General features: G+C 31.4%; 25 protein-coding genes. 11 read left to right on the forward strand and 14 right to left on the reverse strand.

Annotation, left to right across the window (positions count from 1 at the left end; translation table 11 throughout):
* The first annotated feature begins 39 nt into the window (after positions 1-39).
* Positions 40-1,911, forward strand: coding sequence for a membrane protein insertase YidC (yidC, locus tag H0I30_RS02615; RefSeq protein WP_218772761.1), 1,872 nt, complete (start codon positions 40-42; stop codon positions 1,909-1,911).
* Between the two features lie 56 nt (positions 1,912-1,967).
* Here yidC and H0I30_RS02620 read toward each other — a convergent pair whose 3' ends face one another.
* Positions 1,968-2,975, reverse strand: coding sequence for an isoaspartyl peptidase/L-asparaginase family protein (locus tag H0I30_RS02620; protein WP_218772762.1), 1,008 nt, complete (start codon positions 2,973-2,975; stop codon positions 1,968-1,970).
* A gap of 225 nt (positions 2,976-3,200) precedes the next feature.
* On the opposite strand from H0I30_RS02620, the gene H0I30_RS02625 reads away from it, so the two are divergent.
* Positions 3,201-5,663, forward strand: a complete 2,463-nt coding sequence (locus H0I30_RS02625; protein ID WP_218772763.1) for a TonB-dependent receptor domain-containing protein — start codon at positions 3,201-3,203, stop codon at positions 5,661-5,663.
* Between the two features lie 940 nt (positions 5,664-6,603).
* Here the strand turns inward: H0I30_RS02625 and H0I30_RS02630 are convergent.
* A complete protein-coding gene (locus H0I30_RS02630) occupies positions 6,604-6,777 on the reverse strand; it encodes a hypothetical protein (protein ID WP_218772764.1) in 174 nt (57 codons plus the stop codon).
* A 146-nt stretch (positions 6,778-6,923) separates the two neighbouring features.
* Between H0I30_RS02630 and fumC the strand changes: the two genes are divergently transcribed.
* A complete protein-coding gene (gene fumC / locus H0I30_RS02635; protein WP_218772765.1) occupies positions 6,924-8,324 on the forward strand; it encodes a class II fumarate hydratase in 1,401 nt (466 codons plus the stop codon).
* 71 nt (positions 8,325-8,395) lie between these two features.
* On the opposite strand, the gene H0I30_RS02640 is transcribed toward fumC, so the two are convergent.
* Positions 8,396-9,895 (reverse strand): hypothetical protein, encoded by a 1,500-nt coding sequence (locus H0I30_RS02640; protein ID WP_218772766.1) that lies wholly within the window; start codon positions 9,893-9,895, stop codon positions 8,396-8,398.
* 216 nt (positions 9,896-10,111) lie between these two features.
* Between H0I30_RS02640 and H0I30_RS02645 the strand changes: the two genes are divergently transcribed.
* Both H0I30_RS02645 and H0I30_RS02650 read left to right on the forward strand, forming a co-directional pair.
* Positions 10,112-10,585 (forward strand): nucleoside deaminase, encoded by a 474-nt coding sequence (locus H0I30_RS02645; protein ID WP_218772767.1) that lies wholly within the window; start codon positions 10,112-10,114, stop codon positions 10,583-10,585.
* 122 nt (positions 10,586-10,707) lie between these two features.
* Positions 10,708-11,991 (forward strand): SIR2 family protein, encoded by a 1,284-nt coding sequence (locus tag H0I30_RS02650; protein WP_218772768.1) that lies wholly within the window; start codon positions 10,708-10,710, stop codon positions 11,989-11,991.
* Positions 11,992-12,087: 96 nt separating this feature from the next.
* On the opposite strand, the gene lgt is transcribed toward H0I30_RS02650, so the two are convergent.
* The 6 genes from lgt to H0I30_RS02680 all read right to left on the reverse strand — a co-directional run bounded on the left by lgt (position 12,088) and on the right by H0I30_RS02680 (position 17,470).
* On the reverse strand, positions 12,088-12,936 hold the full coding sequence (lgt, locus tag H0I30_RS02655) for a prolipoprotein diacylglyceryl transferase (RefSeq protein ID WP_218772769.1): 849 nt from the start codon (positions 12,934-12,936) through the stop codon (positions 12,088-12,090).
* Between the two features lie 137 nt (positions 12,937-13,073).
* Positions 13,074-13,307 carry a membrane protein insertion efficiency factor YidD gene (yidD, locus tag H0I30_RS02660; RefSeq protein ID WP_068705109.1) on the reverse strand — a complete coding sequence of 78 codons (234 nt, stop codon included), beginning with the start codon at positions 13,305-13,307 and terminating at the stop codon, positions 13,074-13,076.
* Complete coding sequence (gene cysS / locus H0I30_RS02665; RefSeq protein WP_218772770.1) at positions 13,308-14,789, reverse strand: cysteine--tRNA ligase; 1,482 nt, start codon at positions 14,787-14,789, stop codon at positions 13,308-13,310.
* A 93-nt stretch (positions 14,790-14,882) separates the two neighbouring features.
* A complete protein-coding gene (locus H0I30_RS02670; protein ID WP_218772771.1) occupies positions 14,883-16,394 on the reverse strand; it encodes a hypothetical protein in 1,512 nt (503 codons plus the stop codon).
* On the reverse strand, positions 16,375-16,929 hold the full coding sequence (locus H0I30_RS02675) for a hypothetical protein (protein WP_218772772.1): 555 nt from the start codon (positions 16,927-16,929) through the stop codon (positions 16,375-16,377). The genes H0I30_RS02670 and H0I30_RS02675 overlap by 20 nt, the downstream gene beginning before the upstream one ends.
* Entirely contained in the window at positions 16,922-17,470 is a 549-nt protein-coding gene (locus H0I30_RS02680) for an RNA polymerase sigma factor (RefSeq protein ID WP_218772773.1), read from the reverse strand. Before H0I30_RS02680 ends, H0I30_RS02675 begins: the two co-directional genes overlap by 8 nt.
* Before the next feature lie 100 nt (positions 17,471-17,570).
* Here H0I30_RS02680 and meaB point away from each other — a divergent pair, with 100 nt between their 5' ends.
* The 6 genes from meaB (at position 17,571) to katG (ending at position 24,366) form a co-directional block, all read left to right on the forward strand.
* A complete protein-coding gene (meaB, locus tag H0I30_RS02685; RefSeq protein ID WP_218772774.1) occupies positions 17,571-18,656 on the forward strand; it encodes a methylmalonyl Co-A mutase-associated GTPase MeaB in 1,086 nt (361 codons plus the stop codon).
* 41 nt (positions 18,657-18,697) lie between these two features.
* Positions 18,698-19,039 carry a tRNA-binding protein gene (locus H0I30_RS02690; RefSeq protein ID WP_218772775.1) on the forward strand — a complete coding sequence of 114 codons (342 nt, stop codon included), beginning with the start codon at positions 18,698-18,700 and terminating at the stop codon, positions 19,037-19,039.
* A gap of 56 nt (positions 19,040-19,095) precedes the next feature.
* Entirely contained in the window at positions 19,096-19,515 is a 420-nt protein-coding gene (locus tag H0I30_RS02695) for a hypothetical protein (RefSeq protein ID WP_218772776.1), read from the forward strand.
* A 102-nt stretch (positions 19,516-19,617) separates the two neighbouring features.
* Complete coding sequence (hutI, locus tag H0I30_RS02700) at positions 19,618-20,850, forward strand: imidazolonepropionase (protein WP_218772777.1); 1,233 nt, start codon at positions 19,618-19,620, stop codon at positions 20,848-20,850.
* Between the two features lies 1 nt (position 20,851).
* On the forward strand, positions 20,852-21,859 hold the full coding sequence (locus H0I30_RS02705) for a formimidoylglutamase (RefSeq protein WP_218772778.1): 1,008 nt from the start codon (positions 20,852-20,854) through the stop codon (positions 21,857-21,859).
* A 266-nt stretch (positions 21,860-22,125) separates the two neighbouring features.
* Complete coding sequence (katG, locus tag H0I30_RS02710; RefSeq protein ID WP_218772779.1) at positions 22,126-24,366, forward strand: catalase/peroxidase HPI; 2,241 nt, start codon at positions 22,126-22,128, stop codon at positions 24,364-24,366.
* A gap of 83 nt (positions 24,367-24,449) precedes the next feature.
* On the opposite strand, the gene H0I30_RS02715 is transcribed toward katG, so the two are convergent.
* The 5 genes from H0I30_RS02715 to H0I30_RS02735 are packed head-to-tail and all read right to left on the reverse strand — an operon-like array spanning position 24,450 to position 26,466.
* Positions 24,450-25,205, reverse strand: a complete 756-nt coding sequence (locus H0I30_RS02715; RefSeq protein WP_218772780.1) for a LytTR family DNA-binding domain-containing protein — start codon at positions 25,203-25,205, stop codon at positions 24,450-24,452.
* Positions 25,206-25,217: 12 nt separating this feature from the next.
* Positions 25,218-25,544 carry a 2TM domain-containing protein gene (locus tag H0I30_RS02720; protein WP_218772781.1) on the reverse strand — a complete coding sequence of 109 codons (327 nt, stop codon included), beginning with the start codon at positions 25,542-25,544 and terminating at the stop codon, positions 25,218-25,220.
* Entirely contained in the window at positions 25,531-25,845 is a 315-nt protein-coding gene (locus tag H0I30_RS02725; RefSeq protein ID WP_218772782.1) for a 2TM domain-containing protein, read from the reverse strand. Before H0I30_RS02725 ends, H0I30_RS02720 begins: the two co-directional genes overlap by 14 nt.
* Positions 25,846-25,847: 2 nt before the next feature.
* Positions 25,848-26,168: a 2TM domain-containing protein gene (locus H0I30_RS02730; protein WP_218772783.1), complete on the reverse strand. Its 321-nt coding sequence runs from the start codon at positions 26,166-26,168 to the stop codon at positions 25,848-25,850.
* Position 26,169: 1 nt separating this feature from the next.
* Positions 26,170-26,466, reverse strand: coding sequence for a 2TM domain-containing protein (locus H0I30_RS02735; protein ID WP_218772784.1), 297 nt, complete (start codon positions 26,464-26,466; stop codon positions 26,170-26,172).

The raw sequence follows: 26,466 nt of genomic DNA on the forward strand, positions 1-26,466 counted from the left end.
AAAACAAAAAATGACAAGTTGACATTATAATTCATATCAATGGAACAAAAAAAATTTGATTTAAATTCCTTTATAGGAATGCTTTTATTAGGAGGAATATTACTATGGTGGATGAACACTCGTGAGCCAGAAGTAACTCCTGAAACAACGAAAACAGAACAAGTTTCTGAAACAGCAACTACTCAAAACAATTTAGCAGAAACAACTGTCTTAAATGACTCTTTACAGCAAGTTGCTTTAAAAAACAAATTAGGTGCTTTTGCATACGGAGCTTCAACTAGTAAAAAGGGAAGTACTTCTATAGAGAACGACCTTATTAAATTAACTATTGATAATAAAGGTGGACAAATTACTGAAGCTTTAATTAAAAACTTTAAAACATACGATTCGCTTCCTTTATATTTAGTAAAAGATAATAATGCATCTTTTAATATTAATTTCGGAACAACCGATAACCGTATTTTAAATACAAAAGATTTATTATTTACGCCTACTTTAACTAAAAACGGAGATACTCAAATACTTTCTATGAAACTGAAAGTGTCTGAAACTAAATTTTTAGAATATCGTTATGAAATTAAAAAAGACGATTACCGTGTAGATTTTGCTGTTCGTTCTCAAGGGTTAAATTCAGTAATAAACAGCTCCCAAGCAATTAATTTAGATTGGAGTTTAAAAGGTTTTAGACATGAAAAAAGTTTAAAAACCGAAAACATGTACTCTTACTATTATTATAAAGCTGATGATGAAGTTGATTATTTACAAATGAACGACGATGAAACGGTTAGTGATGTAAATTGGGTTGCTTATAAACAACATTTCTTTTCTTCAATTTTATCTTCTGATACACCTTTTAACGAAGCTAGTTTAAAATCTGTTGATTTTGATGGCGAAGAAAAAGATAGTGTTTTCACAAAATCATATGGTTTAAAAACGCCTTTAGCATTAACTAACGGAGAGTTAAATTATAATATGCAATGGTTTTACGGACCAACAGATTATAATTTATTAGAGTCTTATGAAGGTACTGGTTTAGATGAGATTTCAGATTTAGGTTGGGGAATTTTCGGATTCTTAAACCGTACTGTATTCTACCCTGTATTTAACCTGTTAAAAGGATTTATTGGTAACTTCGGATTGATTATTATATTAATGACAATTGTTGTTCGTATTATCATGTCTCCAGTACTTTATAAATCGTATTTATCGAGTGCAAAAATGAAAGTGATTCGTCCAGAAATGGAAGAAATCAACAAAAAATATCCTGGTAAAGAAAATGCAATGAAACGTCAGCAAGAAACAATGGCGGTGCAACGAAAAGCTGGTGTAAACATGATGTCGGGTTGTATTCCTGCATTAATGCAAATGCCTGTATTCTTTGCTTTATTTAAGTTTTTCCCTACCAATATAGAGTTCAGACAAAAAAGCTTCTTATGGGCGAATGATTTATCATCATATGATTTAATTTATCAATTACCTTTTAATATTCCTTTTTACGGAAACCATATAAGTTTATTTCCAATATTAGCTTCGGTTGCTATTTTCTTTTACATGAGAATGAACCAAAGTCAGCAAGCAAATATGCAAGCTCCTACGCAAGAAGGAATGCCTGATATGCAAAAAATGATGAAGTATATGATTTACTTCTCTCCTATTATGATGTTGTTTTTCTTTAACAACTATGCAAGTGGATTAAGTTTATACTACTTTATATCTAACTTATTAACCATCATTATTATGTTAATTATTAAGCATTACGTAATTGATGAAGATAAGATTCATGCAAAGATTGAAGAAAACAAAAAGAAGCCTGAAAAAGCTAAAAGTAAGTTCCGTGAGCGTTTAGATAATGCTATGAAACAAGCACAAGAACAACAAGCTGCTCAGCAAAAAGCAAAAAAGAAAAAATAAGCAAAAAGTATTGTTTAGAAATAAAAAAAACCGAAACTTAACAGTTTCGGTTTTTTTTATGCTTTCTGTTTATTAAAATAATCTGATTTAATATTTTTATTTTCACCCTCCTTATACAAGTTATAACTAAACCATTCGTGAATTGAGTAAGCACCCGTTTCTCCTTGTTTATTCACAGCAATATAACCTACCTGAAAATTCTTAAAATCTTTCCCTGGTTTATTTACAATTCTACCAATAGCAATTTCGCAGGCTTCTTGTGGCGATTTTCCTTGTCGCATTAATTCAACTATTAAAAAACTACCTACCGTTTTTAATACTTCCTCTCCTAAACCAGTAGCCGAAGCTCCTCCTATTTCATTATCAACAAACAATCCACCACCAATAATTGGAGAATCTCCCACTCTACCAGCCATTTTATATGCCAATCCACTTGTGGTACAAGCACCAGAAATATCTCCGTTTTTATCAATCGCTAACAGACCAATAGTATCGTGATTTTCTATATTGATAATCGGCTTGTATTCCGATTTCACTTTCCATTGTTCCCAAGCTTTCTTAGAAGAATCTGTTAACAAGTCTTCTCTTTCAAATCCTTTAGAAACGGCAAACTGCTCTGCTCCTTCTGCCACTAACATTACATGTGGCGTATCTTCCATTACTTTTCTTGCTACAGAAATTACATGCTTTATATTTTTAACACCTAAAACTGCTCCGTAATTCCCTTTTTCATCCATAATGCAGGCATCTAAAGTTACATTTCCTTCTCTATCAGGTAGCCCACCTTTCCCTACAGATTGTCCTTTTTCATTTGCTTCTTCAATTCTACAACCTTGTTCAACAGCGTCTAATGCTGCCCCTCCGTTTTGCAAAATTTTGGCTGCAGTTTCAACCGCCAATGGCGTATTCCATGTTGCAATTACTACTGGTCGTATAGGCTGTAAAACCGTTGTAGAACCTCTTTCTTCTTTAACCGTTTTATTACATGCCATTATGGTTGATGATACCGCTACTAAACCTAAACTAGTAACAGATAATCGTTCTATAAACTTTCTACGCTTCATTACTCTTTTATTAAAAAATTAAAATTGATTATTATAATTAAACCTTATAAATTAATTACAATGTCTCCAATTAAAATAAGCCTTATTTTTTCTTGCTCCTAATCTACAAATTTTACATTTTACCTTGATTTTAACTTTAGGTTTTATTTAACAATCCTTTAACTAAGCAAGATTAAACCTTTAAAGAACTTCGCAGTCTTATCTCTTTAAACAATAAACTACTCAATGAAAAAAATAACATTTCTTTTTGCATTACTAATCGCTGTTTCTGCATTTGCACAAAAACCTACTCGTAAAAAAAATTCTAAAGTTACCTTAACAGGTAAAGTTATAGAAGCCAGTTCTAAACAACCTTTAGAGTATGCTACTTTAGTATTAACTCATCTTCAAAACAAACAAGTTTCTGGAGGAATTACAGATTTAAACGGAAATTTTTCTATTACAGTTCCTTCTGGGGAGTATGCTTTAAAAGTGGAGTTTATAGGGTTTAAAACTAAAAACCTTCAACAAAGACAAATAACAGAAAACATCAACTTAGGTACAATTACGCTTTCTGAAGATGCAGAAACCTTAGATGAAGTAGAAATTATTGCCGAAAAATCTACCGTAGAAATACGTTTAGATAAAAAAATATACAATGTTGGTAAAGATATGACTGTAAAAGGTGGTTCAGCTTCTGATGTATTAGACAATGTTCCCTCTGTTAATGTAGATGCACAAGGAGCGGTTAGTTTACGTGGTAGTGAAAACGTACGTATTTTAATTGACGGAAAACCTTCGGCACTTGTTGGTTTAACAGGTACAGATGCTTTAAGAAATCTTCCTGCTGATGCTATTGAAAAGGTAGAAGTAATTACCTCGCCATCGGCACGTTATGATGCTGAAGGAACTGCAGGTATTTTAAATATTATTCTAAGAAAAGGTAAAATAACCGGTTTTAATGGTTCTGTAAACCTTACCGCTGGTAATCCAGATATGTTACGAGTTGCTCCAAACCTGAATTACCGAACAAAGAAAATTAACTTATTTTCTAATCTTGGTTATTCGTACAGAAAAGGTCCTGGTAATTCACAAACCGAGTTTTCTTATTTAACAAACGGCGTTTTAGACAGCACACAAACCGAGGACAGAACCTTTGATAGAAAAAGCAAAAACTTCAATGCTTCAATTGGTTTAGAATATTACATTAACGATAACAGCTCTATTACAGGTAATTTTGTATATAGAAAATCTGAAGGAAATGATATTGCAACCAACCTAACAGACAGGTTTTTATTTAACGACCCTAATCAGGTTTTACTTGAAGAAATTAGAGTCGAAAACGAAGATGAAGATGGAGTAGACAAGCAATACTCTATAAATTATACTAACAGGTTAAATGATAATGGTGAGAAATTAACGATCGATTTACAATACGGAGACAGTAATGAAACCGAAAATTCACCTATTAGTGTAAACGGAATTCCGTCTGAAGACAATTCACAAATCACTAGCTCTAAAGAAAAGTTAGTTCAGGTAGATTATGTGTTACCAATCGGAGAAAACAGTCAGTTTGAAGCTGGACACAAAGCTACTTATCAAGATTTAAATTCAGATTTTAGAGTAAATATTTTAGACCCTAATATAGATTTTAACCCTTCTAACGATTTAACTTTTAAGCAAAACGTATATGCCTTTTACACTCAGTATGGTAGTAAAATAAATAAGTTTTCATACCTTTTAGGTTTACGTGCTGAAATTACAGATATCGATATCGATTTACAATCAGACACACAAAATAAAAATTCAGACAAAAATTATACAGAATGGTTTCCTACTGTAAACCTTGGTTACGAATTAAACGACAATGAAAATGTAACTTTAGGGTATAGCAGGCGTTTAAGAAGACCACGTCACTGGTTTTTAAACCCTTTTGAAAGCCGAAGTTCTGCGACAAGTGTGTTTAGAGGAAATCCTGATTTAAACCCAACATTTACCAGTTCTTTCGATTTAGGTTATAACACTAAAATCAGAAAATTTAATTTAGGAGCTTCTATATATTATCAAATTTCTACCGATAAAATTGAGAGAGTTTCAATAATCGAAGAAAGAAACGGAACCAATGTATTTGTTAGTCAGCCTTTAAATTTAAATAGCGAAGATCGTTACGGGTTTGAATTTACAAGTAATTACAATCCAACAAAAAAGGTGCGTTTATCTGCTAGTTTCAACTACTTTAAGTTTAACACAGATGCTTTTTCATACACTTACACAGCGCAAGACAATTCGCAAGTTACTACCAATCTAGCAGAAGTAAACCAAGACAGTTGGTTTGCCCGTTTTAATGCACGTATAACGTTACCTGCTAAGATAGATTGGCAAACACGTATTATGTACCGTGGCCCACAAACAAATGCACAAAGCGACAGAGAAGGTATGTTTATGGCAAACCTAGCATTTAGTAAAGACATCTTAAAAGACAAAGCATCGGTTGTTTTAAATGTAAGTGATTTATTTAACTCTCGTAAACGAGAAAGTACTACATATTATGGTGGTAGAGAAAATCCTTCAACAATTTCAAATGGAGAATTTCAGTGGAGAGAGCGTCAAATTTCATTAAGTTTTACATATCGTTTTAATCAGAAGAAAAAAAGAGAAAGACCTGAAGGTGGTGGTCAAGAAAATGGTGGAGGAGATTTTAACGGCTAAAATTTGGGCGTTCGAGCGGGCTTTCATTACTCGCTTTTTAGTTAGTATGTTCTATAAACACACAAACTAAAAGAGCTCAAGCAAACCATTCAATCCCTAACGCGATTATCTAATATATACCAAAAAGCTCGTTCTTATTCAACGAGCTTTTTTATTTCCTATATTTTTTTAAAAAAACATACATATAATGGCTACACGTCATTGCGAGAAACGAAGCAATATCTCCCATACAAAAAGCATAAATGTGTTAAGGATTGCAGAGACATCCTTTTTAAAAACTTTATAAATCTCCGTCATTGCGAGGAACGAGGCAATCTCTTCCTCATAAAAAATACACACGCGTTAAGGATTGCAGTGGCATCCTTTTTTAAAGCTTAATAAATATCCGTCAATGCGAGGAACGAAGCAATCTCTTTCACACAAAAAGCACACACGCGATAAGGATTGCAGTGGCATCCTTTTTTAAAGCTTAATAAATATCCGTCAATGCGAGGAACGAAGCAATCTCTTCCTCATAAAAAGTACACGAGTTAAGGATTGCAGTGGCAACCTTTTTTAAAGCTTAATAAATATGCGTCATTGCAAGGAACGAAGCAAACTCTTCCTCATAAAAAGTACACGCGTTAAGGATTGCAGTGGCATCCTTTTTTAAAGCTTAATATATATCCGTCATTGCGAGGAACGAAGCAATCTCTTCCTCATAAAAAGTACACGCGTTAAGGATTGCAGTGGTATCCTTTTTTAAAGCTTAATAGAATATGCGTCATTGCAAGGAACGAAGCAAACTAATCAAATTCTTAGACTGCCATAGTTAATTAAAAAGTAAACCTTGTTTTTTGTAACTATAAAAAAGATATAACGAAAAGCCTGTTTAAACGCCCAGAAACAAAAAAAGCTCGTTCAAATACATGAACGAGCTTATTTTATATCAATTTAAAAACTACTTACCTTCAGCAGCTTTTTTTGCTTCTCTCTTTAACTTTATATTTTCCCAGATTGTTCCACCAATCCAATAAGGAACTACAAATGTTAATAAGAAAATTAACAACCAAAATCCGGTTGTAAAAATAAACATGAATAATACCAATCCTGAAAATTCTGAAAAATCTAACATTTGTTTCCTATTAATAATTGTTGTGCGACAAAATTATAACTATTTTTCTTTGAAAGCAATAAAATCTGATAAAAATCACCTACTAAAACTATTAGAATTTGTAATTTTGACTATCGTTAATTTATATTCTTTTAAATCATTTTAAAATGACAAAGTACAGAATCGAAAAAGACACAATGGGAAATGTTGAAGTTCCTGCTGATAAATATTGGGGAGCACAAACAGAACGCTCTCGTAACAACTTTAAAATAGGTGCTGCTGGCTCTATGCCATTAGAAATAGTATATGGTTTTGCTTATCTTAAAAAAGCTGCTGCCTATACAAATGCTGAATTAGGTGTTTTAACTGATGAAAAAAGAGATTTAATTGCACAAGTTTGTGACGAAATCTTAACAGGTAAACACGACAATCAATTTCCGTTAGTAATCTGGCAAACAGGTTCTGGTACGCAATCTAACATGAACTGTAACGAGGTAATCGCTAACAGGGCTCATGAAATTGCTGGAAAAATAATTGGTGAAGGCGAAAAAACTATTCAACCAAATGATGATGTAAACAAATCACAATCATCAAACGACACCTTTCCTACAGGTATGCACATTGCTGCTTACAAGAAAATTGTAGAAGTAACCATTCCTGGTGTAGAACAATTACGTGATACTTTACAAGCAAAATCAGAAGCTTTTAAGGATGTTGTAAAAATTGGACGTACGCACTTAATGGATGCTACTCCCTTAACCTTAGGGCAAGAATTTTCTGGTTATGTTGCACAATTAAACTTTGGTTTAAAAGCATTAAGAAACTCTTTAGAGCATTTATCGCAATTGGCTTTAGGAGGAACTGCAGTAGGAACGGGTTTAAACACACCTGCTGGTTACGACGTATTAGTGGCAAAATATATTGCTGAATTTACAGGTTTACCATTTATTACTGCTGAAAATAAATTTGAAGCTTTAGCTGCTCATGATGCATTTGTTGAAACACACGGATCTTTAAAGCAATTAGCGGTTTCTATTAATAAAATAGCAAACGATATTCGTATGATGGCTTCAGGGCCACGTTCTGGAATTGGTGAATTAATTATTCCTGCAAACGAACCAGGTTCTTCTATTATGCCAGGAAAAGTAAATCCAACCCAAGCAGAAGCAATCACAATGGTTTGTGCACAAGTTATGGGTAACGATGTTGCTGTAACTGTTGGTGGTACGCAAGGACATTACGAATTAAATGTATTTAAACCAATGATGGCAGCTAACGTATTACAGTCTGCTCAGTTAATTGGAGATGCTTGTGTATCTTTCGATGTAAATTGTGCTGCTGGTATTGAGCCAAATCACGATAGAATTACGGAGTTGGTAAACAATTCTTTAATGCTAGTTACTGCTTTAAATACTAAAATAGGATATTATAAAGCTGCAGAAATAGCAAATACAGCACACGCAAACGGCACAACTTTAAAAATTGAAGCAGTACGTTTAGGCTACGTAACACCTGAAGAATATGATGAATGGGTAAAACCTGAAAACATGACTGGTGGATTAAAATAAAAACTTACTTTTGTAATCATAAAAAAACCGAAACCTAACAGTTTCGGTTTTTTTATAGTTAATTTTTTAAATTAATTCAGCCTATTATTTATAAATTCTTGTACTTCTTGCTTCGCTTTTAACATTTCTACTTCATCATGTGTTTTTCCTTCAGCTCTCTTTATATAAGCATCAAATGCATGACTTATATATATTGGCGACTTATTATTTGTATAACTCACAGCATTATGGCAGCTAAAACAATTTGCTAAATTATCTACTTTAATGCTTTTAAGACTACTATTAAATGTTTGCGTAAAAGTTTCCATAGTTACATTTGCATTATTTAAAGAACCTCTTGCTGATGAACCTGGAGTTGCATTACCTATTACCCCTCCTAAGTCAACTAACAATTGTGCTTGAGCTTGTGTATTCAAACCATCAGTATCTACCCAAATAGAGCCGTTATAGAAATAATTACCCCAAACGTCGTTTAAGCTCTTTTTAACACATGTGTTTATATTTTTAATATTTTTAAAATTAATAGGTTCTTGTTGGCAAGTTTTCATAAAGTTACCTTCACTATCTCTTGGTACACCGTATTTAAATAAATCGTATGCTTTATACAATTTTGATGGCTGTTGTGTAATTGTATCCCAATAAATACCTCCAATACCAGTAGTGTTTCCTTTTGCAAATAATAGTTTATCTGAAGAAGAACTTGCTTCATTATCTTTTCTATTATAAAACGGAGCTAAATCATCTTGTTCGAAAGTTGCCCAAATAAATTCCGGGTGATTTTCTACCACGCCAACAACATGCATTCCTAACAAAGCAACTTCTGTATTAACAAAATTTCCTTTGCCGTCATCAACAGCTCCTACCGTAGTAAAATAATTGACACGTTTATTTTTAGGAATGGCTGTTACTGTAGTCCATGAAACTTTTAACTCTAAGGAACCTACAGGAAAAGATGCTAAGTTATCTTTCGCCAACGAACCATTTAAAATTGAGTCTTTAAATTTTTCTGCAGCTATTTTAAACGTTGGTGAAATATGGATTGAATAAAATACTGTTTCCTCTTTATTATTTGCAGGATTATATGCTGGATTAGTTCTTAAAATACCCGAAGAACCTGCTTGTGCTGTATCTTCTAAAACTACGGATGCTCCTGGAATTGACTTTACACTTCCTAAATGAGAGTCTACCTGATGCATTTTTTTGGGATTTAAAAACAGTGGTAATGTTTCCCCTATATATAAAGGCACATCTTTTCCATCTACTTTAACCAAAAGTTTTTCTATTTGATATTCTGGCTTTGTCAACCATAAAAATTTTTGCCAAGACCATTGATGAAAAATAGCATTGGTACTCGTATCTACATCAAACGGGCTTCCTTTTCCTTCTTCTGGTGCAGGAGTTTGTGAATGTGGAAACCAATCGCTTTCACATAAGTTTTCTAATACAATTTTATTATAAGCAACAGCTGTTGCTTTTTTTTCTGATTCTTGTTTTTTCTTATCACAAGAATTTAAAAACACTATACTTAGTAAGAGTAACGTTTTTAAAGTAAATTTAAATGATTTCTTCATGGTTTGATAGTTTTTAATAATATCTTAACAAAGTTATCATCTTAAATAAAGCCATTCAAAAAAAATGTCATGACAGCCTATTCTAGAGTCATATAAAAGTAAATATTAATCACAAGCGTTTATAACAATCATTATTCTTAATAATTTTTAATTTATTTAACGAACCACACAAAAGAAAAACCTAATTTTGTAATCCTTTTTTTAAAAATAAAATAGATGAACAAACACGAAGAATATATGAGTGAAGCTGTAAAAGCAGCTTTAAAAGGAATGAGTAATAACGAAGGCGGACCATTTGGTTGTATCGTTGTAAAAGACGGAGAAATTGTTGGTCGTGGTAATAATAAAGTTACTTCTACAAACGATCCTACAGCACATGCTGAAGTTACCGCTATTAGAGATGCCTGTAAAAATTTAGGTTCTTTTCAATTAGATGGTTGTATCGTATATACTTCTTGCGAACCTTGCCCTATGTGTTTAGGTGCAATTTATTGGGCTAGACCAGATAAGGTATACTACGGAAGTAACCAACAAGATGCTGCTAATATTGGTTTTGATGACGAATTTATTTATAAAGAAATTCCGTTACCATACGAAAAACGTAGCATTCCGTTTGAACAAGTAGGAAGAAAAATTGCCTTAGAGCCTTTTGAAAAATGGAGCGAAAAGAATGACAAAATAGAATACTAGAAATAAAAAATCCCAAACTAATCTTTGGGATTTTTTTATGGGCTAAGTGTAAACTTGCTTCTCTACTTATTATGCATTAAATTTCGCTAACGTTATATCATTACAATTAGCTTTATCATAAAATGAAAAAAAATAAAGAAATATTCCTATTTGGTGCAGGTGCTGCAATTGACTGGGGTGGTCCTCTTACTTCTGAACTCTCAAAATTAATTAAAAAATATTCATTTCCGATTCGAGGTTCTGAAACAACTATAACGGAATATATTAATCAAAAATTATTGGAAAATGGTTATTCTCAAACAGAAGTCAATTTCGAGACCATAATAAATGTTATTGAAGAACTAGCGATTTACTTTTCTGAATACAATCGCAAAAAACAGACTCCATCACTAATTAGATGCTTCATTAAAAATGATGATAGTATTAAAACTATATTAAATTTTGCTATAACCAATGGAAAGAGGCAACATGGTTATAAAATCCAAATTCCAGATGGAATAAACTATGATTTCTCGCACCCCTCCTATAAAGATGAAAACCCGAACCAGTTCTTTTTACTTCATTTACTATCATCAATATTAACCAATATAACTTCTAGAATATCAAATTATTCTTATCATACAAAATCACATTCTGTAATTGACACAAAATCAGATGAAAGTCAACTTTTTAAGAATTGGATGAAAGAAAATGCAAAAGAGAACACTTTAAGGCTTTATACTCTAAATTATGACAGGGTTTTCAAAGTATTATTAGATGATATTGGTATTGATTGCTTCGAAGGCTTTGATACAACTGATACAATTGAGGACATGAATGGAATTAGAGCAGATGTCCTTAGAATTACTAATGACTCTGAAAGCAACGTACATTACAACCTCCATGGTTCAATTTTCTGGAAAGTTTTACCATATGACAATGGTCAGTTACCCAACCCTGAAATTGTATTTACAGGATGCCCTGAATTACCTGATAATGACGAAATATCTAATGTAGAAATCGAAAAAGGAAAACCTGTTTACCTAACAAACATTATTACTGGTTATCAAAAGGCCCAAAAATCAATGGTTACTCCATTCAAGCAACTACATTCTTCATTTGACCGCGATTGCTTGAACGGTAATAAAATTTACATAATAGGTTACTCATTTGGAGACGAACACCTTAACGAATGTCTAAAGATTGCTTTAAGGTATAACCAAAAACTTAAAGTTGAAATTGTAAGCCCTAATTTTATCAAAGATAAAATAAAAGAAAAATTGATTTTAACTCTTTTTCAGTATTTGGATATGCCTCAATACAATGAGAAAAAAATATCTGAAAATAAATATAGTTATTTCAATGATAAAATTTTAGTATACACATTGAAGTTTAATGAGTATTTAAAACTTAAAAAAATCAACTGATAAGCTTACAAGTAATATACCTCTTTAAATCAAAAAAAATATAAATAAAAAAGCTCCAAGTTTAAACTTGGAGCTTTTTTGTATCTAAAATCTAACTTATTTCGTTTTTCTAAACATCAACCAAAAACCTATTAAAACAAGCGGTATACTTAATACCTGCCCTGTGTTTAATGAGTTAAATACCCAGTCTTCTCTTCCATCTACTTGTGCTTTCTTTAAAAATTCTATAAAGAAACGTAACGACCACAAAACCACCATAAACAATCCGAATAAAAACCCTGATTGGTTCTTCTTATCTGTTTTCCAATAGAAATGCCACAATGCAAAAAACAATGCTAAATAACTAAATGCTTCATATAATTGTGTTGGATGACACGGCACGGTTTCTCCAACTCTTTTAAAAATAACTCCGAAACTGCTTCCTGTTGGTTTTCCATAGATCTCTGAATTAAAAAAGTTTCCTAAACGGATAAAAAATCCTGCTAAGGCAACAATAATACCTACTCTATCTAAAATAAATAACCATGGTTTATTTAAATGTTTTTTTGCATAAAAATATAATGCTAAAGGAATACCAATTGCTGCTCCGTGACTTGCAAACCCAGTAAATCCTGTAAATTTCCATCCTTCAATAAATCCGAACAACGTACTATTTACACTTTCTTTTATTGGTAAAAATATTTCTAATAAATGATTCTGGTAATAATCCCAGCTATAAAAGAAAACATCTCCTAAACGCATTCCTACTAACATAGAAATGAATACATACATAAATAAAGGATCTAGTTTTTCAACAGGAATTTTATCATTTATATAAATTTTCTTCATTAAACGAAGTCCCAATACAAAGGCTGCGATAAACATTAAACTGTACCAACGAATACCTAGACTACCAATTTTTATAATTTCAGGATCTAAATCCCATACTATAGATAAAAAATTCATTTATTATTATTATATGTCAGGTCGAGCGCAGTCGAGACCTATTTATTAATATATTCTTACTAAAACCTCTTGTAAACTACGTTTCTTTTTTCAACAAAAAATATTTTTATTAAAAATAATACTCGAGGTAACAATTATTATTTCTTTTTTTCAGGCACTGGATCGTAACCACTTCCACCCCATGGATGACAGCTAAAGATTCTTTTTGTTGCCAACCAACCGCCATAAAACAATCCGTGTTTTTGCAATGCTTCAATTGTGTAACTAGAGCATGTTGGTGAATACCTACATGTTGCTGGTGTAAATGGTGAAATGGCTGTTTGATAAAATCGCACCAATAGTATAAACGGATATGTGAGTATTTTTTTCAATTAATTAACAGAAAAACTCGTTCCTTCTTTTCCGTCTTTTAGCTGAATTCCTAATGCTAATAATCTATCGCGAATTTCATCAGAAAGTGCCCAATTTTTATCTTCTCGTGCTTCTTTTCGCATTTGAATAAGCATCTCTACTACTCCGTTTAATTTATCAGAATTATTTCCTTCAGAAACTTCGTTCATCAATCCTAAAACATCAAAAACAAACGCTTTCATTGTTACTATTAGCTCTTCTAAATCATCCGAAGTTAAACTAGCGTTTTGTTCTTTTATCTGATTTACAGTTTTAACGGCTTCAAATAAATGAGAAATTAATACAGGCGTGTTAAAATCGTCGTTCATGGCTGCATAACATTCTTGCTTCCATTTCTGAACATCGAAAGTTGAAGTGTTTCCTGCTTCAATCTTATCTAAGAAATTTACAGCATCCATTAATTTGGTATGTCCTTTTTCTGATGCTTCTAAAGCTTCGCCAGAAAAATCAAGAATACTTCTGTAGTTCGCTTGCATATTAAAGAAACGTACCACACTTGCTGAAAATGCTTTTGGTAATATTTCATTTTCACCAGATAAAATTTCGTTTGGTAAAATAAAATTACCTGTTGATTTTGCCATTTTCTGGCTATTTAACAACAACATATTGGTATGCATCCAGTAATTTACTGGAGTGACACCACTACAAGTTTGTGATTGTGCTATTTCACATTCGTGATGTGGAAATTTTAAATCCATTCCTCCACCATGAATATCAAATTGCTCTCCTAAGTATTTTGTACTCATTACCGAACATTCTAAATGCCAACCAGGAAAACCATCACTCCAAGGAGAAGGCCAACGCATAATATGGCGCTCATCGGCTTTTTTCCAAAGGGCAAAATCTTGTGGGTTTTTCTTATCTGACTGTCCGTCTAAGGTTCTTGTATTATGAATAGCATCTTCTATTTTTCTACCAGAAAGGATTCCGTAATTACCAGTTTCGTTGTACTTTAAAACATCAAAATACACTGATCCGTTTACTTCGTACGCCAACCCTTTTTCCATGATTTCTTTAATCATTTCAATTTGTTCAACAATATGACCTGTTGCCGTAGGCTCGATACTTGGCGGTAAAAAATTGTAATTTTTTAAAACATCATGAAAGTCTACAGTATACTTCTGCACCACTTCCATTGGTTCGATTTCTTCTAAACGTGCTTTTTTAGAAATTCTATCTTCTCCTTCATCTGCATCATTTTCTAAATGCCCAGCATCGGTAATATTACGCACATAACGCACTTTATAACCTAAATGTAATAAATAACGATATACCACATCAAAAAACATAAATGTACGTACGTTTCCTAAATGGGCATTGCTATATACGGTAGGACCACAAACGTACATACCTACATATCCGTCGTTTACAGTTTTAAAAGGCTCTTTAGTTTTTGATAAAGAGTTGTATACTTTTAATTGATTTTCTTTATATAATTTCATCGAAAAAGTGGCTATTTACAGATGCTAAAGATAGGCACTTTATAAGGAATAATGAAATGGAATTTTAGTGAAGTTTTAGTTAAAATATAAAACTTATTTCAGTTTAATATCGCCGTAATTAGATACTACAATAAATTTATTAATAGACGTTGTTGATGCTCGTTTATATCTAATAAATCCCTCTGAATCTTTAGTTGCTTTATTTAACTTCCCTAACTTTTCATCAAATTCAAATTTCCCGTTTTTAGTGCTAACATCTATTGTGGTATCTATGTCTGATATATTTATTGTACTGTTTGAATAATTTAAGAAGACCATTAAGTTATTCATTTTTGAATCAATTTTATTTATCAATAATTCTCCAAATTCATTTTTTATTGAAACTTCTTCATAAACGTGATCTATAATTAATTTTGATGAATTAGTATTTAATGTAGCGTTAGCAACCGATACTATATGAGCATCGGTTACATTATTTAAAAATAATTTAGTAGTATTTAGTGAATTTATTGTTACTGGTGAATATGATATATTTAATTCACCTCCGCTTAAAACATCTGCGTTAAAAGTACCATAACTTACTTTTCCTGAAGCTTTTGTTTTTGGTAATTTCACTTTACAATGGCGTGTATTTAAATCGAAAGTTGCATTTTTAGGTACTTTTATAGTAATCTTCTTAGTGACTTTTACTTTTTTTCCGTTTACTGTAACTGCTCCTGATTTATTTAAAAAAACAAAATCTAATTTGGTGTTTTTAAGTGATTCCTTAGCTTTCCTTAATGCTTCTTTAATTTCTTTCGAGTATTCTTTTTCTGATAAACGAGATTTCTGTAACATCTCTATAGCATTTTTACGAGCTTTATTTCTAGATTTCTCAGCTATAGCTCTGTGTTTACTCGACGTTTCTCTGCTTTTCAGCATCGTTAAACGACTTTTTCTCATTGTTTCTTTACTTTTTTTAATACTCTCTTTAAACTTCTTATATTTTTCACTTTTCTTAAACTTCTCCCATTCTTTTTTTGACTTTATAGTAATACCGTTAACACCATCTTTCCACTGAAAAAAATAATTTTCACCATCTTTGGCATACTTATCAAAATCGAACTCCATATAATCTAAATCAGATACTATTTCTTCAAAGTTGATTTCAGGGATTTCAATCTCCGACATATCGGGCATTTCTGGTAATTCAGGCATCTCTGGCAATACAATAACATTCGATCCATTAGTATTATAATGATAAATGTTATTGTTTTTTGACGAATTAAAAAATATTATATCATCCGTATTTAAAGAATGAAAACTATTGCTTTTAGCATTAATTTGCACTTTACTTTTATTACCTAAAGCTTCAAATTTCCAGTTTTCAAAATACTTTTTAGCTTCAGCTTTATCTAATCCTTCTATTTCTATAACAGCCTCTACAGAAACTTCATTTTTATTCCACGTAGTTACATTTACATCCGCATTAGATGCATTAATATTAACGATTACATCTTTATTTGTTTTAAAGTTTTCGCTAAATTTCTTATCGTATTTCTGAGCAAACACAACACTTGTTGCGAGTAATAAAAAAGTACTTATTTTAAATTGTTTGAATGTCATTTTGAATTGGATTTTTAAGTTCATTTAATTGTTTTTGCATACGTTTTAACAGCTGTAAACGCAATTGCAGGTTCCCAATCAATGCATTGATCGTATTATCGTTAATTCCTTTTTTATTGAGCTCTTCGGTTAACGATTTATATTCGTTGGTTAGCTCGCCTATTTTAGCAAAATAACCATCAAAAAAGTCTTTAGTATCATCAGTTAATTCTAACTGACTTAGTTCGTAATTTATCGTATTTATATAATACGATTCTATTGTTTTTAATTCTGGTGAAATAGTACCTAAACTAATAGTATTTGGGGTGCTATTAATTGGTGTATTTATATTTTCTGATGGATAAAATGTTATTCCTATCCCTAACAATATTACAATTGATGCCGCTGCATATAACCATTGAAATGATTTTTTTCCTGATGATTTATCATGCAATTCGTCCATCATTTTTTGTTGAAAACGTTGCCTATGATTTGTTGATAACTTTGCGTTATCTTCACTATTATTTTTTAATATTTCTCTAATATCTTTAGACATTATATACTGCTTTTAATTGTTCTTGCACTTTCTTTTTACCTCTTAACAAATGAGTTCTAGATGTTGATTCTGAAATTCCTAATATTTCGGAAATTTCACCATGATCATAACCTTCTAGCAAAAACAAGGTTAGTACTACGCTGTATTTATCTTTTAATTTTTGAATGCAGTTTATAATTTCTTGGTATGAAATAACGGTTTCTACTTCCCAATTATCATCTGCTGTTATTTTTGTTGCTTCTTCATTTATAGCGACAAACTCAAGCTTTTTCTTTTTTAACCAATCAATACTTTGATTAATTACAATACGTTTTAACCAAGCTCCGAATGCAACTTCCTCTTTATACATTTTCATATTTTTAAAAGCCTTTATAAAAGCTTCTTGCATAATATCTTCTGCTATAAATGTATCTTTTACATAACGATTTGCAATAGTAAGCATCGCTTCGCAATACAAATCATACAACTGCATTTGTGCTTTTGCATCGTTGTTTTTACACGCATTTATAATTGATTGATGTAACTGTTTGGTCGACTTCATTATTGATTTCTTATACTAAAGACGATACTTTTTAAGCTTCGTTGCATTTTGCTGAATTTTTATTTCTAAATTTACCTTATTATTTCGTTTTTACTAAAATATGGCTAATATCAACAAATCTGCTCTTTCTGAAAAAGATGGCGTTTCTCAACCAGAAACGACTAGTAAATCAGCTGCTGAAAAAATAAAAATAAGTAGAAGAAAAAAGGCTGACACTCCTAAATATATTCGTGAAATACTAGCAGGAAGTATTCCTTTTTTAAGCAGAGCAATTACTTTGGTTGAAAGCACCAATACTAAACACCAACAACAGGCTAATGAAATTTTAGAAGCTTGTTTACCACATGCAAACAAATCGGTAAGAATTGGTATTACGGGTGTTCCTGGAGTTGGAAAAAGTACATTTATTGAGGCTTTTGGTAAGCACTTAACTTCGCTAGGTAAAAAAGTAGCTGTTTTAGCTGTAGACCCAAGTAGCTCTATTAATAGAGGTAGTATTTTAGGTGATAAAACTAGAATGGAAGAATTGGTTACCGATAAAAATGCATTTATAAGACCTTCTCCGTCAGGAACTTCATTAGGTGGTGTTGCTCAAAAAACACGTGAATCTATTATTTTGTGTGAAGCTGCTGGTTTTGATACTATTATTATAGAAACCGTTGGCGTTGGGCAGTCTGAAACTGCCGTACATTCTATGACCGATTTCTTTTTATTATTAAAACTTGCCGGTGCAGGTGACGAATTACAAGGTATTAAACGAGGAATTATAGAAATGGCTGATGCCATTGTTATTAATAAAGCAGATAGTGGTAACGAGAAAAATGCAAAAATCGCAAAAGTTGAGTTCAACAGAGCACTACATTTATATCCACCAAAAAATAGTGGTTGGCAACCTAAAGTTTTATTAGCAAGTGCGCTACATAATAAAGGTATTGCTGACGTTTATAAAATGATTAACGAATATATAACCTCAGCAATTAATACTTTTTATTTTCAACAAAAAAGAATTGATCAAAATAAATACTGGTTATTAGAAACAATCAATCAGCAGTTAAAAAGTAATTTTTATAACAATTCTGAAATAAAAATTTTACTAAAAGAAGAGTTTAAAAAGTTAGAAAACGGAAAAACAACGCCATTTACTGCTGCCAATAGATTACTAAATAAAAACTATGAAAACCCATAATGGATGTTTGGTTAAAATGCTACCTGTAATAATAAATATTTATGAAAGACAATACTTTAACTTGGGATGATTTTACAAAAGTAGAAATGCGTGTAGGAACAATACTTTCTGCCGAAGTTTTTAAAGAAGTAAAAAATCCTGCTTATAAAATGCAAATAGATTTTGGCGAATTTGGTATAAAAAAAACTTCTGCTCAAATTACAAAACTATACGCTCCAGAAGAATTAATAGGCAACCAAATAGTAGCTGTTATTAACTTTCCTAAAAAACAAATTGCCAACATAATGAGCGAATGTTTGGTATTAGGTGCTGTTGGCGAACAGCATGAAATAACGCTTATTTCTCCGGATAGGAAAATTAAAAACGGAACACGAATTGGGTAGATTTAGGTGTTTTGTATAAATTATTATAGATATTTACTTTCCATAAACTACACATTATGACAATAAACAATACTACAATTAAAAAGGGATTTATTGTTGCAGGATTAATGAACGCAACAGTCCTTATTTTTTCGAAATTTTTCACGAATACTGTTATTAACGAAGCTGATCCGGTTGTAATGTCTAATTTTGGACTTTTAATGATACTTATTTGGGGATTGGCATATATGAGTATCGCAAAAAATTACACCAAAGTAAAATGGTTAGTAGGTGTTTTTGCTATTGAAAAATTTATTTATGGTTGTATTTGGATAAATTGGATACTTAACAATACCATTTCTAATGTTTTTGAAAAAGACCTAATGGCAGGTGCTTTCTTTGCTATTTACGGAGTAAATGATTGGTTATTTTTCATCTTTTTTACTACCGTATTTATTCGTTTATTAAAAGAAAAAACACACCTTTTAAAAAACTAAAAACATCAAATTTTTACGGTTGTTTAAAAGTATTCTCATTTAAAAACTATAGCTTTTATTGTTTTTACCGTAAGTTTGTGTAACAAATTTCATAAAACGATAATGACAACATTATTCATAAACATCAAAGAATTAATTCAGGTTAGAGAAGCTAATATTAAGAAAGTTTCTGGAAAAGAAATGAGTATTTTACCTACTTTAAAAAATGCTTTTCTATTAATTAAAGATGATAGAATTCTGGATTTTGGTATGATGACTAATTTATCTGCTAAAGCAGACAAAACTATCGATTGCACGGGTAAAATGATTCTTCCTACTTGGTGTGACTCTCATACTCATATCGTATATGCTGGTAATAGAGAACAAGAATTTGTTGACAGAATTAACGGATTAACCTATGAGGAAATAGCTAATAATGGTGGCGGAATTTTAAATTCAGCCAAGAAACTTCAAGAAACTTCAATAGAAGATTTGTATGAGCAATCAGCAGTTCGATTAGAAGAGGTTATGAAACTTGGTACTGGCGCTGTTGAAATTAAATCAGGCTACGGATTAACTGTTAATGCTGAATTAAAAATGTTACGCGTTATTAAAAGGTTACGCGAAAACTACAACTTACCCATCAAAGCTACATTTTTAGGAGCACACGCTTTTCCAAAAGAATACAAAGATGATAAAAATGGCTACATCGATTTAATTATTAATGAAATGTTACCCAAAATAGCTAAAGAAAAATTGGCTGATTTTATAGATGCTTTTTGTGAAACTGGTTATTTCTCTGTAAAAGATACAGATAGAATTTTAGAAGCAGGTAAAAAACATGGATTAATACCAAAAGTACACGTGAACCAGTTTACAACTATAGGCGGAGTTCAGGTAAGTGTAAAACACAATGCTTTATCTGTAGATCATTTAGAGGTTATGAGTACAGATGATATTTATGCCTTAAAAGGAACAAGTACAATGCCTGTAGCATTACCGTCTTGTTCTTATTTTTTAAGTATTCCGTACACTCCAGCTAGAGATATTATAAATGCAGGATTACCACTAGCTTTGGCAACTGATTTCAATCCAGGTTCTACACCTTCTGGTAATATGAATTTTGTAGTTGCTACTGCTTGTATTAAAATGAAAATGACACCCGAAGAAGCTATAAATGCAGGTACTATAAATGGTGCTTATGCTATGAATTTATCTGATAAAGTTGGAAGTATTACAAAAGGTAAGAAAGCTAATTTTATCGTTACAAAAGAAATTTTAAGTTACGGTGCTATTCCTTATAACTTTGGTTCTGTATTAATTGATACGGTATTTATTAACGGTAAATCAATTTAATATGTTACAGTTATTTACGCAAAAAAACATTAATGATTTTGTAAATCCTCGTGAAGGAGAAACAAAAATAGGGCAATCTGTAAAAGTAATTTCTACTCTTGAAAACCTTAAAAAGGTTACTGCTAAATTTGTTATTATTGGCGTACCAGAAGATATTGGTGTAAAAATGAATTACGGAAAAGGTGGCGCGCATACTGCTTTTAAACCAGCTTTAAAATCGTTCTTAAATACGCAAGAGAATCAATTTATTAACGGAAAAGATATTCTTGTTTTAGGCTATTTAGACTTTTTAAATGAAGTTTTAAATTTTGATGGATCTGATAGAGAAAAAGGAGATTTGCTTGTAAAAGCGATTGATAAAGAATTATCATCTGTTATTAAGATAATTATTGAAGTTGATAAAATTCCGATTGTAATTGGTGGCGGGCATAATAACGCTTACGGAAATTTAAAAGGTTTATCCGAAGGAAAAAATCAACCTATAAATGTTATTAATTTAGATGCACATACCGATTTACGTCGTTTAGAAGAACGTCATAGCGGTAACGGGTTTTCGTATGCTATAGAACATCAATATTTAGAAAAATATTTTATGTTTGGCTTGCATGAAAACTACACTCCACAATATGTTTTCGATTATATTCATAGCAACATAAGTATTGATTATAATACTTATGAAGAATTACAAGTTTACAAATCAATTCCGTTTGAAAATGAGTTGTTGCGTGCTAAAAACTTTATTAAAGAAAAGTCTTTTGGTATTGAGATTGACTTAGATTGTATCCAAAATTTTCCTAGTAGTGCTATGACTCCCTCTGGATTCACATCGCAACAAGCAAGAGAGTTTGTTTATTATTTTGCTAAAAACACCAATGCAAGTTATATTCATATTTGTGAAGGTTCGCCTACTATTGTTCAAGATCCTTCTGCTATAAATCAAGTTGGTAAATTTATTAGTTATCTGATTTTTGATTTTATAAAAGCAAAGCAGTCGTTGCTTGTTAAATAATTAGAGTTTATTTTCTTATAATTTCTCTAAATAACAAACAGTATTTTATATTTATCTGTTTAATCTTTACATCTTCGTACACACTTTCTTTGTTTTTTTTATTTTTTTAAAATCTCTAACAAAAGCTTATACTAATAAAAATAAACTTTCCTATAAAATAACTCTATAATTAAATAAATTATTACACTGACTAATAAAGCTTTATAAATAATAGTTTATTAAATTTGGGTATCAATAATATATTAACTTCATAAATACTTTCATAGATGGAAAAAGAAAACGATTCAAACTCATTAAATAATGAAAGCAAATGCCCCATGCATAAAGAACAAAAAGAAAGTGTTAAAGTTACATCTTCTGGTAAATGCCCAATAATGCATGGAGGTAATACAACTACAAAATCAGCTGTTACCGATTGGTGGCCTAACGCACTAAATCTTGATATTTTACATCAACATGATACAAAGACAAATCCTTTAGGAGAAGATTTTAACTATCATGAAGAACTAAAAAAACTAGATATTGAGTCTTTAAAAAAAGATATGCATATTTTAATGACAGACAGTCAAGAATGGTGGCCTGCAGATTGGGGGCATTACGGAGGTTTATTTATCCGCTTATCTTGGCACTCTGCTGGTTCTTACCGAATATCTGATGGTCGTGGTGGCGGTGGATCTGGTAACCAACGTTTTGCTCCTTTAAATTCTTGGCCAGATAATGCTAGTTTAGACAAAGCAAGACGATTGTTATGGCCTATCAAGAAAAAATATGGTAATAAAATTAGCTGGGCCGATTTAATTATTTTGGCAGGTACTATTGCTTATGAAAACATGGGGTTAAAAACTTTTGGTTTTAGTTTTGGCCGTGAAGACATTTGGCAACCAGAAAAAGATACCTATTGGGGAGCAGAAAAAGAATGGCTAGCACCAAGTGATGAACGCTATGAAAATGTAGATGAACCCAAAACGATGGAAAATCCTTTAGCTGCTGTACAAATGGGATTAATTTATGTAAACCCTGAAGGTGTTAATGGAAAACCAGATCCTTTAAAAACAGCCGCCCACGTACGTGAAACATTCGCACGTATGGCAATGAATGATGAAGAAACAGTTGCTTTAACAGCTGGGGGGCATACTGTTGGTAAAACACATGGTAATGGTGATGCTAGTATTTTAGGCCCAGATCCTGAAAGTGCAAATGTAGAAGAACAAGGTTTTGGTTGGCACAACCCAAACAAATCAGGAAAAGGTCGTTATACGGTAACAAGTGGTTTGGAAGGAGCCTGGACTACACACCCTACAAAATGGGATGATGGTTTTTTTCAAATGCTGTTTAATCATGAATGGGAATCTGTTAAAAGTCCTGCTGGTGCTTGGCAATGGGAACCTGTAACTATTAAAAAAGAAGATAAACCAAAAGATATTGATGATGCTACTATTCGTCATAATCCAATGATGACCGATGCAGATATGGCTATGAAAGTAGATCCTATTTACAAGGAGATCTCTTTGAAATTCAAGAAAGATCAAAAATACTTTTCCGAAACATTTGCACGTGCTTGGTTTAAACTAACACACAGAGATATGGGGCCTAGCGCAAATTATTTTGGTACAGACTTACCTAAAGAAGACATGCTTTGGCAAGACCCAATTCCCGCAGGAAATACTAATTATGATGTAAATGCTGTAAAGAAAAAAATTGAAGAATCAGGTTTAACTATTTCAGAAATGGTAACGACTGCTTGGGATAGCGCTCGTACATTTAGACAATCAGATAAAAGAGGTGGTGCTAACGGTGCACGTATTCGTTTAGCTCCTCAAAAAGATTGGGAAGGAAATGAGCCAAAACGTTTGGCTCGTGTATTAGCTGTTTTAGAACCTATTGCTTCTCAGTTTAATATTAGCATCGCTGATACAATTGTTTTAGCAGGTAATCTTGGGATAGAAAAAGCTGCCAAAGCTGCAGGTTTTAATAAAACTGTTCCTTTTTCGCCTGGTCGTGGAGATGCAACAAATGAAATGACAGATATAGATTCTTTTAAACCTTTAGAACCTTTAGCTGATGGTTACAGAAACTGGAGTAAAAAAGATTATGTGGTTTCGCCTGAAGAATTGATGTTAGACAGAACACAACTGATGGGACTAACAGCTCCTGAAATGACAGTGCTTGTTGGAGGTATGAGAATGTTAGATACAAATTACAACAATACCAAACATGGTGTATTTACAAATACTATTGGTAGATTAACTAATGACTTTTTTGTTAATTTAACTGATATGAATTATACATGGAAACCTGTAAACGATAATTTGTATGAAATTTGTGATCGTAAAACAGGTAAAACTATTTGGACAGCCACTCGTATGGATCTAGTTTTTGGTTCTAATTCTATTCTTAGATCATATGCTGAGGTTTATGCACAAGATGATAATAAAGAAAAATTTGTTAACGACTTTATAAAAGCTTGGACTAAAGTAATGAATGCTGATAGGTTTGACTTAAAATAAAAACAACCTCTTTTTAATAAATACAGTAGCTCACATTATGCTTAACTCTTAGCTAATGTGAGTTACTTTTTATAACTAATTTTTTAATCAATCCAATTTTTAAATTCCTTTACACGCTCTCTGCTTACTATTATTTCGGCATCAGTATAAGAATGTAATACTAATTGCAAGCGTGAGTTTGTATATGAAACAATATCTTTTATGGCATTTATATGCACAATAAAAGTTCTATTTACTCTAAAAAAATGTTCTGGATTTAATTGCTCTTGCCAATGCTCTAATGAATCGTCTATTAAATAATTTCGATTAGAGTTTGTGTGTATATAAGTTGCTTTATTTTCTGAATAAAAACACTCAATTTCATCAATATGTATGATCTTTATATGCTGGCCAACCTTAATTGTAAATCGTTTTTTAAATTTTCTATCAACCGGATTTATCAGGAGTTTACGAATATCATCAATATTAACTTTTACTTCAGATTTTTGGGTTTGATTTTCTTTAAATTTATCTACTGCAACCTTTAGTTCGTCTTCATCGAGTGGTTTTAACAAATAATCAATTGAATTTAATTTAAATGCTTTTAATGCATATTCATCGTAAGCTGTTGTAAAAATAATGGCCGATTTAACTTCAACTTCTTCAAAAATCTCAAAAGATAACCCGTCTGATAATTGAATATCTAAAAAAATTAAATCTGGATGCTCGTTATTCTGAAACCAATTAATAGATTCTTCTACAGAATGCAACATCGTTTTTACTTCTATTTCTAATACAGACAACATTCTGTTTAAACGTCTTGCTGCTGGCTTTTCATCTTCAATAATAATAACATTCATAGTTCTTATTTATTATTTTTCATCCATGTATTCTTTTATTTTTCGCTCTTCCCAGTTTTTACTAAACAGGTTTTGTTTGCTATACACTTTTACACCGTGTAGTACCAAAATAATTCCCCACCACAAGAAAAAACGATAATTATCTATATCAAAAAAAGCTTCTTTAAATGAATCACCTAATTTAATATCTTTATAAATTCGGCGTGCTATAAAAAACAAATTTACAAGTATATATACAGATAAATGTTTGTAAAATTGTTTAAGTTCTTCAACTTTTTTTTGAGCTACTAGGTATTTTTCTGAGTAATTATTAGTTTCCATAATTTTATTTTTTTTCATTCATAAACTCCTTTACTTTTTTGTTTTCCCAGGTATCGAGAAAAGTTATTTTACTTTTAAAAACATACAAACCGTGAATTAAAACACCAAAAGCCCATAATAAAGAGTTTATCCACATATTAGCTCGTATCCACTTTAAAGTTCCTGCATTATGAATATGGTTTTCAAAAAAACTAAATATTGTATTCGAAAAAACCGCTAATACAACCATCATAATTACAAATATTTGCAAATGGTTATAAAAATTCTTGATCCTTTTTACTTTTTTTTCTGCTTGTAAATAATTTGTTTCCGATTCCATAATTAAAATTTATTATCGTCCATATATTGTTCTATCTTTTTTTTCTCCCAATCTTTTCCGAAGAATAAATTAGAACCAAAAACTCCTAACCAATGAAAAAACAGTCCTATTCCCCAAAACAACCAAGTAGAATACGTGCCAAAATGCGTAACCGCTTCTATAAAATTATAGGTACCATCGTTCATTAAGCCGAATACAATAACTGCTGATATGAAAATATTTATAACAATAAAAACTGCTAGATGAATATAAAATCCTTTAATTTTTTCTACTCGCTTTTTTGCAAGTATGTATTTTTGCTCTTCAGAATAATCTCTTTCCATCTTATTTATAGTTTTTATCTTCGTTCATTAATTCTTTAATCTTTCGTTCTTCCCAGTTTTTTGTTAAACCTGTTTTGTTAAACCCAAAAACATTTAACCAATGGCAAAAAAGACCTGTTCCCCACCCTAATGCAGAAAACCAAAACCAATGAAAATGTGGTTCGAATTTTAAGTTTACAAAAATTATTACAGGTATAATAATACAGTATATTGCTAAGTGTGTATAAAACCCTTTAATTTTTTTTACTCTTTTTTTTGCTTGTGTATACTTTTGCTCTGCTATATATTTATCTTCCAT

This window comes from Tenacibaculum sp. AHE14PA (assembly GCF_019278465.1).
GTDB lineage: Bacteria > Bacteroidota > Bacteroidia > Flavobacteriales > Flavobacteriaceae > Polaribacter > Polaribacter bernardetii.

What these genes read in the sequence shown, in the direction of transcription:
- H0I30_RS02670 (WP_218772771.1), bottom strand. Translation starts at nt 16,394, where the DNA reads ATGACATTCAAACAATTTAAAATAAGTACTTTTTTATTACTCGCAACA.
- H0I30_RS02675 (WP_218772772.1), bottom strand. Translation starts at nt 16,929, where the DNA reads ATGTCTAAAGATATTAGAGAAATATTAAAAAATAATAGTGAAGATAAC.
- H0I30_RS02720 (WP_218772781.1), bottom strand. Translation starts at nt 25,544, where the DNA reads ATGAAAAAAAATAAAATTATGGAAACTAATAATTACTCAGAAAAATAC.
- H0I30_RS02715 (WP_218772780.1), bottom strand. Translation starts at nt 25,205, where the DNA reads ATGAATGTTATTATTATTGAAGATGAAAAGCCAGCAGCAAGACGTTTA.
- H0I30_RS02620 (WP_218772762.1), bottom strand. Translation starts at nt 2,975, where the DNA reads ATGAAGCGTAGAAAGTTTATAGAACGATTATCTGTTACTAGTTTAGGT.
- H0I30_RS02730 (WP_218772783.1), bottom strand. Translation starts at nt 26,168, where the DNA reads ATGGAAAGAGATTATTCTGAAGAGCAAAAATACATACTTGCAAAAAAG.
- H0I30_RS02695 (WP_218772776.1), top strand. Translation starts at nt 19,096, where the DNA reads ATGACAATAAACAATACTACAATTAAAAAGGGATTTATTGTTGCAGGA.
- H0I30_RS02735 (WP_218772784.1), bottom strand. Translation starts at nt 26,466, where the DNA reads ATGGAAGATAAATATATAGCAGAGCAAAAGTATACACAAGCAAAAAAA.
- cysS (WP_218772770.1), bottom strand. Translation starts at nt 14,789, where the DNA reads ATGAAATTATATAAAGAAAATCAATTAAAAGTATACAACTCTTTATCA.
- katG (WP_218772779.1), top strand. Translation starts at nt 22,126, where the DNA reads ATGGAAAAAGAAAACGATTCAAACTCATTAAATAATGAAAGCAAATGC.
- yidC (WP_218772761.1), top strand. Translation starts at nt 40, where the DNA reads ATGGAACAAAAAAAATTTGATTTAAATTCCTTTATAGGAATGCTTTTA.
- H0I30_RS02680 (WP_218772773.1), bottom strand. Translation starts at nt 17,470, where the DNA reads ATGAAGTCGACCAAACAGTTACATCAATCAATTATAAATGCGTGTAAA.
- fumC (WP_218772765.1), top strand. Translation starts at nt 6,924, where the DNA reads ATGACAAAGTACAGAATCGAAAAAGACACAATGGGAAATGTTGAAGTT.
- H0I30_RS02630 (WP_218772764.1), bottom strand. Translation starts at nt 6,777, where the DNA reads ATGTTAGATTTTTCAGAATTTTCAGGATTGGTATTATTCATGTTTATT.
- H0I30_RS02645 (WP_218772767.1), top strand. Translation starts at nt 10,112, where the DNA reads ATGAACAAACACGAAGAATATATGAGTGAAGCTGTAAAAGCAGCTTTA.
- H0I30_RS02650 (WP_218772768.1), top strand. Translation starts at nt 10,708, where the DNA reads ATGAAAAAAAATAAAGAAATATTCCTATTTGGTGCAGGTGCTGCAATT.
- H0I30_RS02640 (WP_218772766.1), bottom strand. Translation starts at nt 9,895, where the DNA reads ATGAAGAAATCATTTAAATTTACTTTAAAAACGTTACTCTTACTAAGT.
- H0I30_RS02690 (WP_218772775.1), top strand. Translation starts at nt 18,698, where the DNA reads ATGAAAGACAATACTTTAACTTGGGATGATTTTACAAAAGTAGAAATG.
- lgt (WP_218772769.1), bottom strand. Translation starts at nt 12,936, where the DNA reads ATGAATTTTTTATCTATAGTATGGGATTTAGATCCTGAAATTATAAAA.
- meaB (WP_218772774.1), top strand. Translation starts at nt 17,571, where the DNA reads ATGGCTAATATCAACAAATCTGCTCTTTCTGAAAAAGATGGCGTTTCT.
- H0I30_RS02705 (WP_218772778.1), top strand. Translation starts at nt 20,852, where the DNA reads ATGTTACAGTTATTTACGCAAAAAAACATTAATGATTTTGTAAATCCT.
- H0I30_RS02725 (WP_218772782.1), bottom strand. Translation starts at nt 25,845, where the DNA reads ATGGAATCGGAAACAAATTATTTACAAGCAGAAAAAAAAGTAAAAAGG.
- H0I30_RS02625 (WP_218772763.1), top strand. Translation starts at nt 3,201, where the DNA reads ATGAAAAAAATAACATTTCTTTTTGCATTACTAATCGCTGTTTCTGCA.
- hutI (WP_218772777.1), top strand. Translation starts at nt 19,618, where the DNA reads ATGACAACATTATTCATAAACATCAAAGAATTAATTCAGGTTAGAGAA.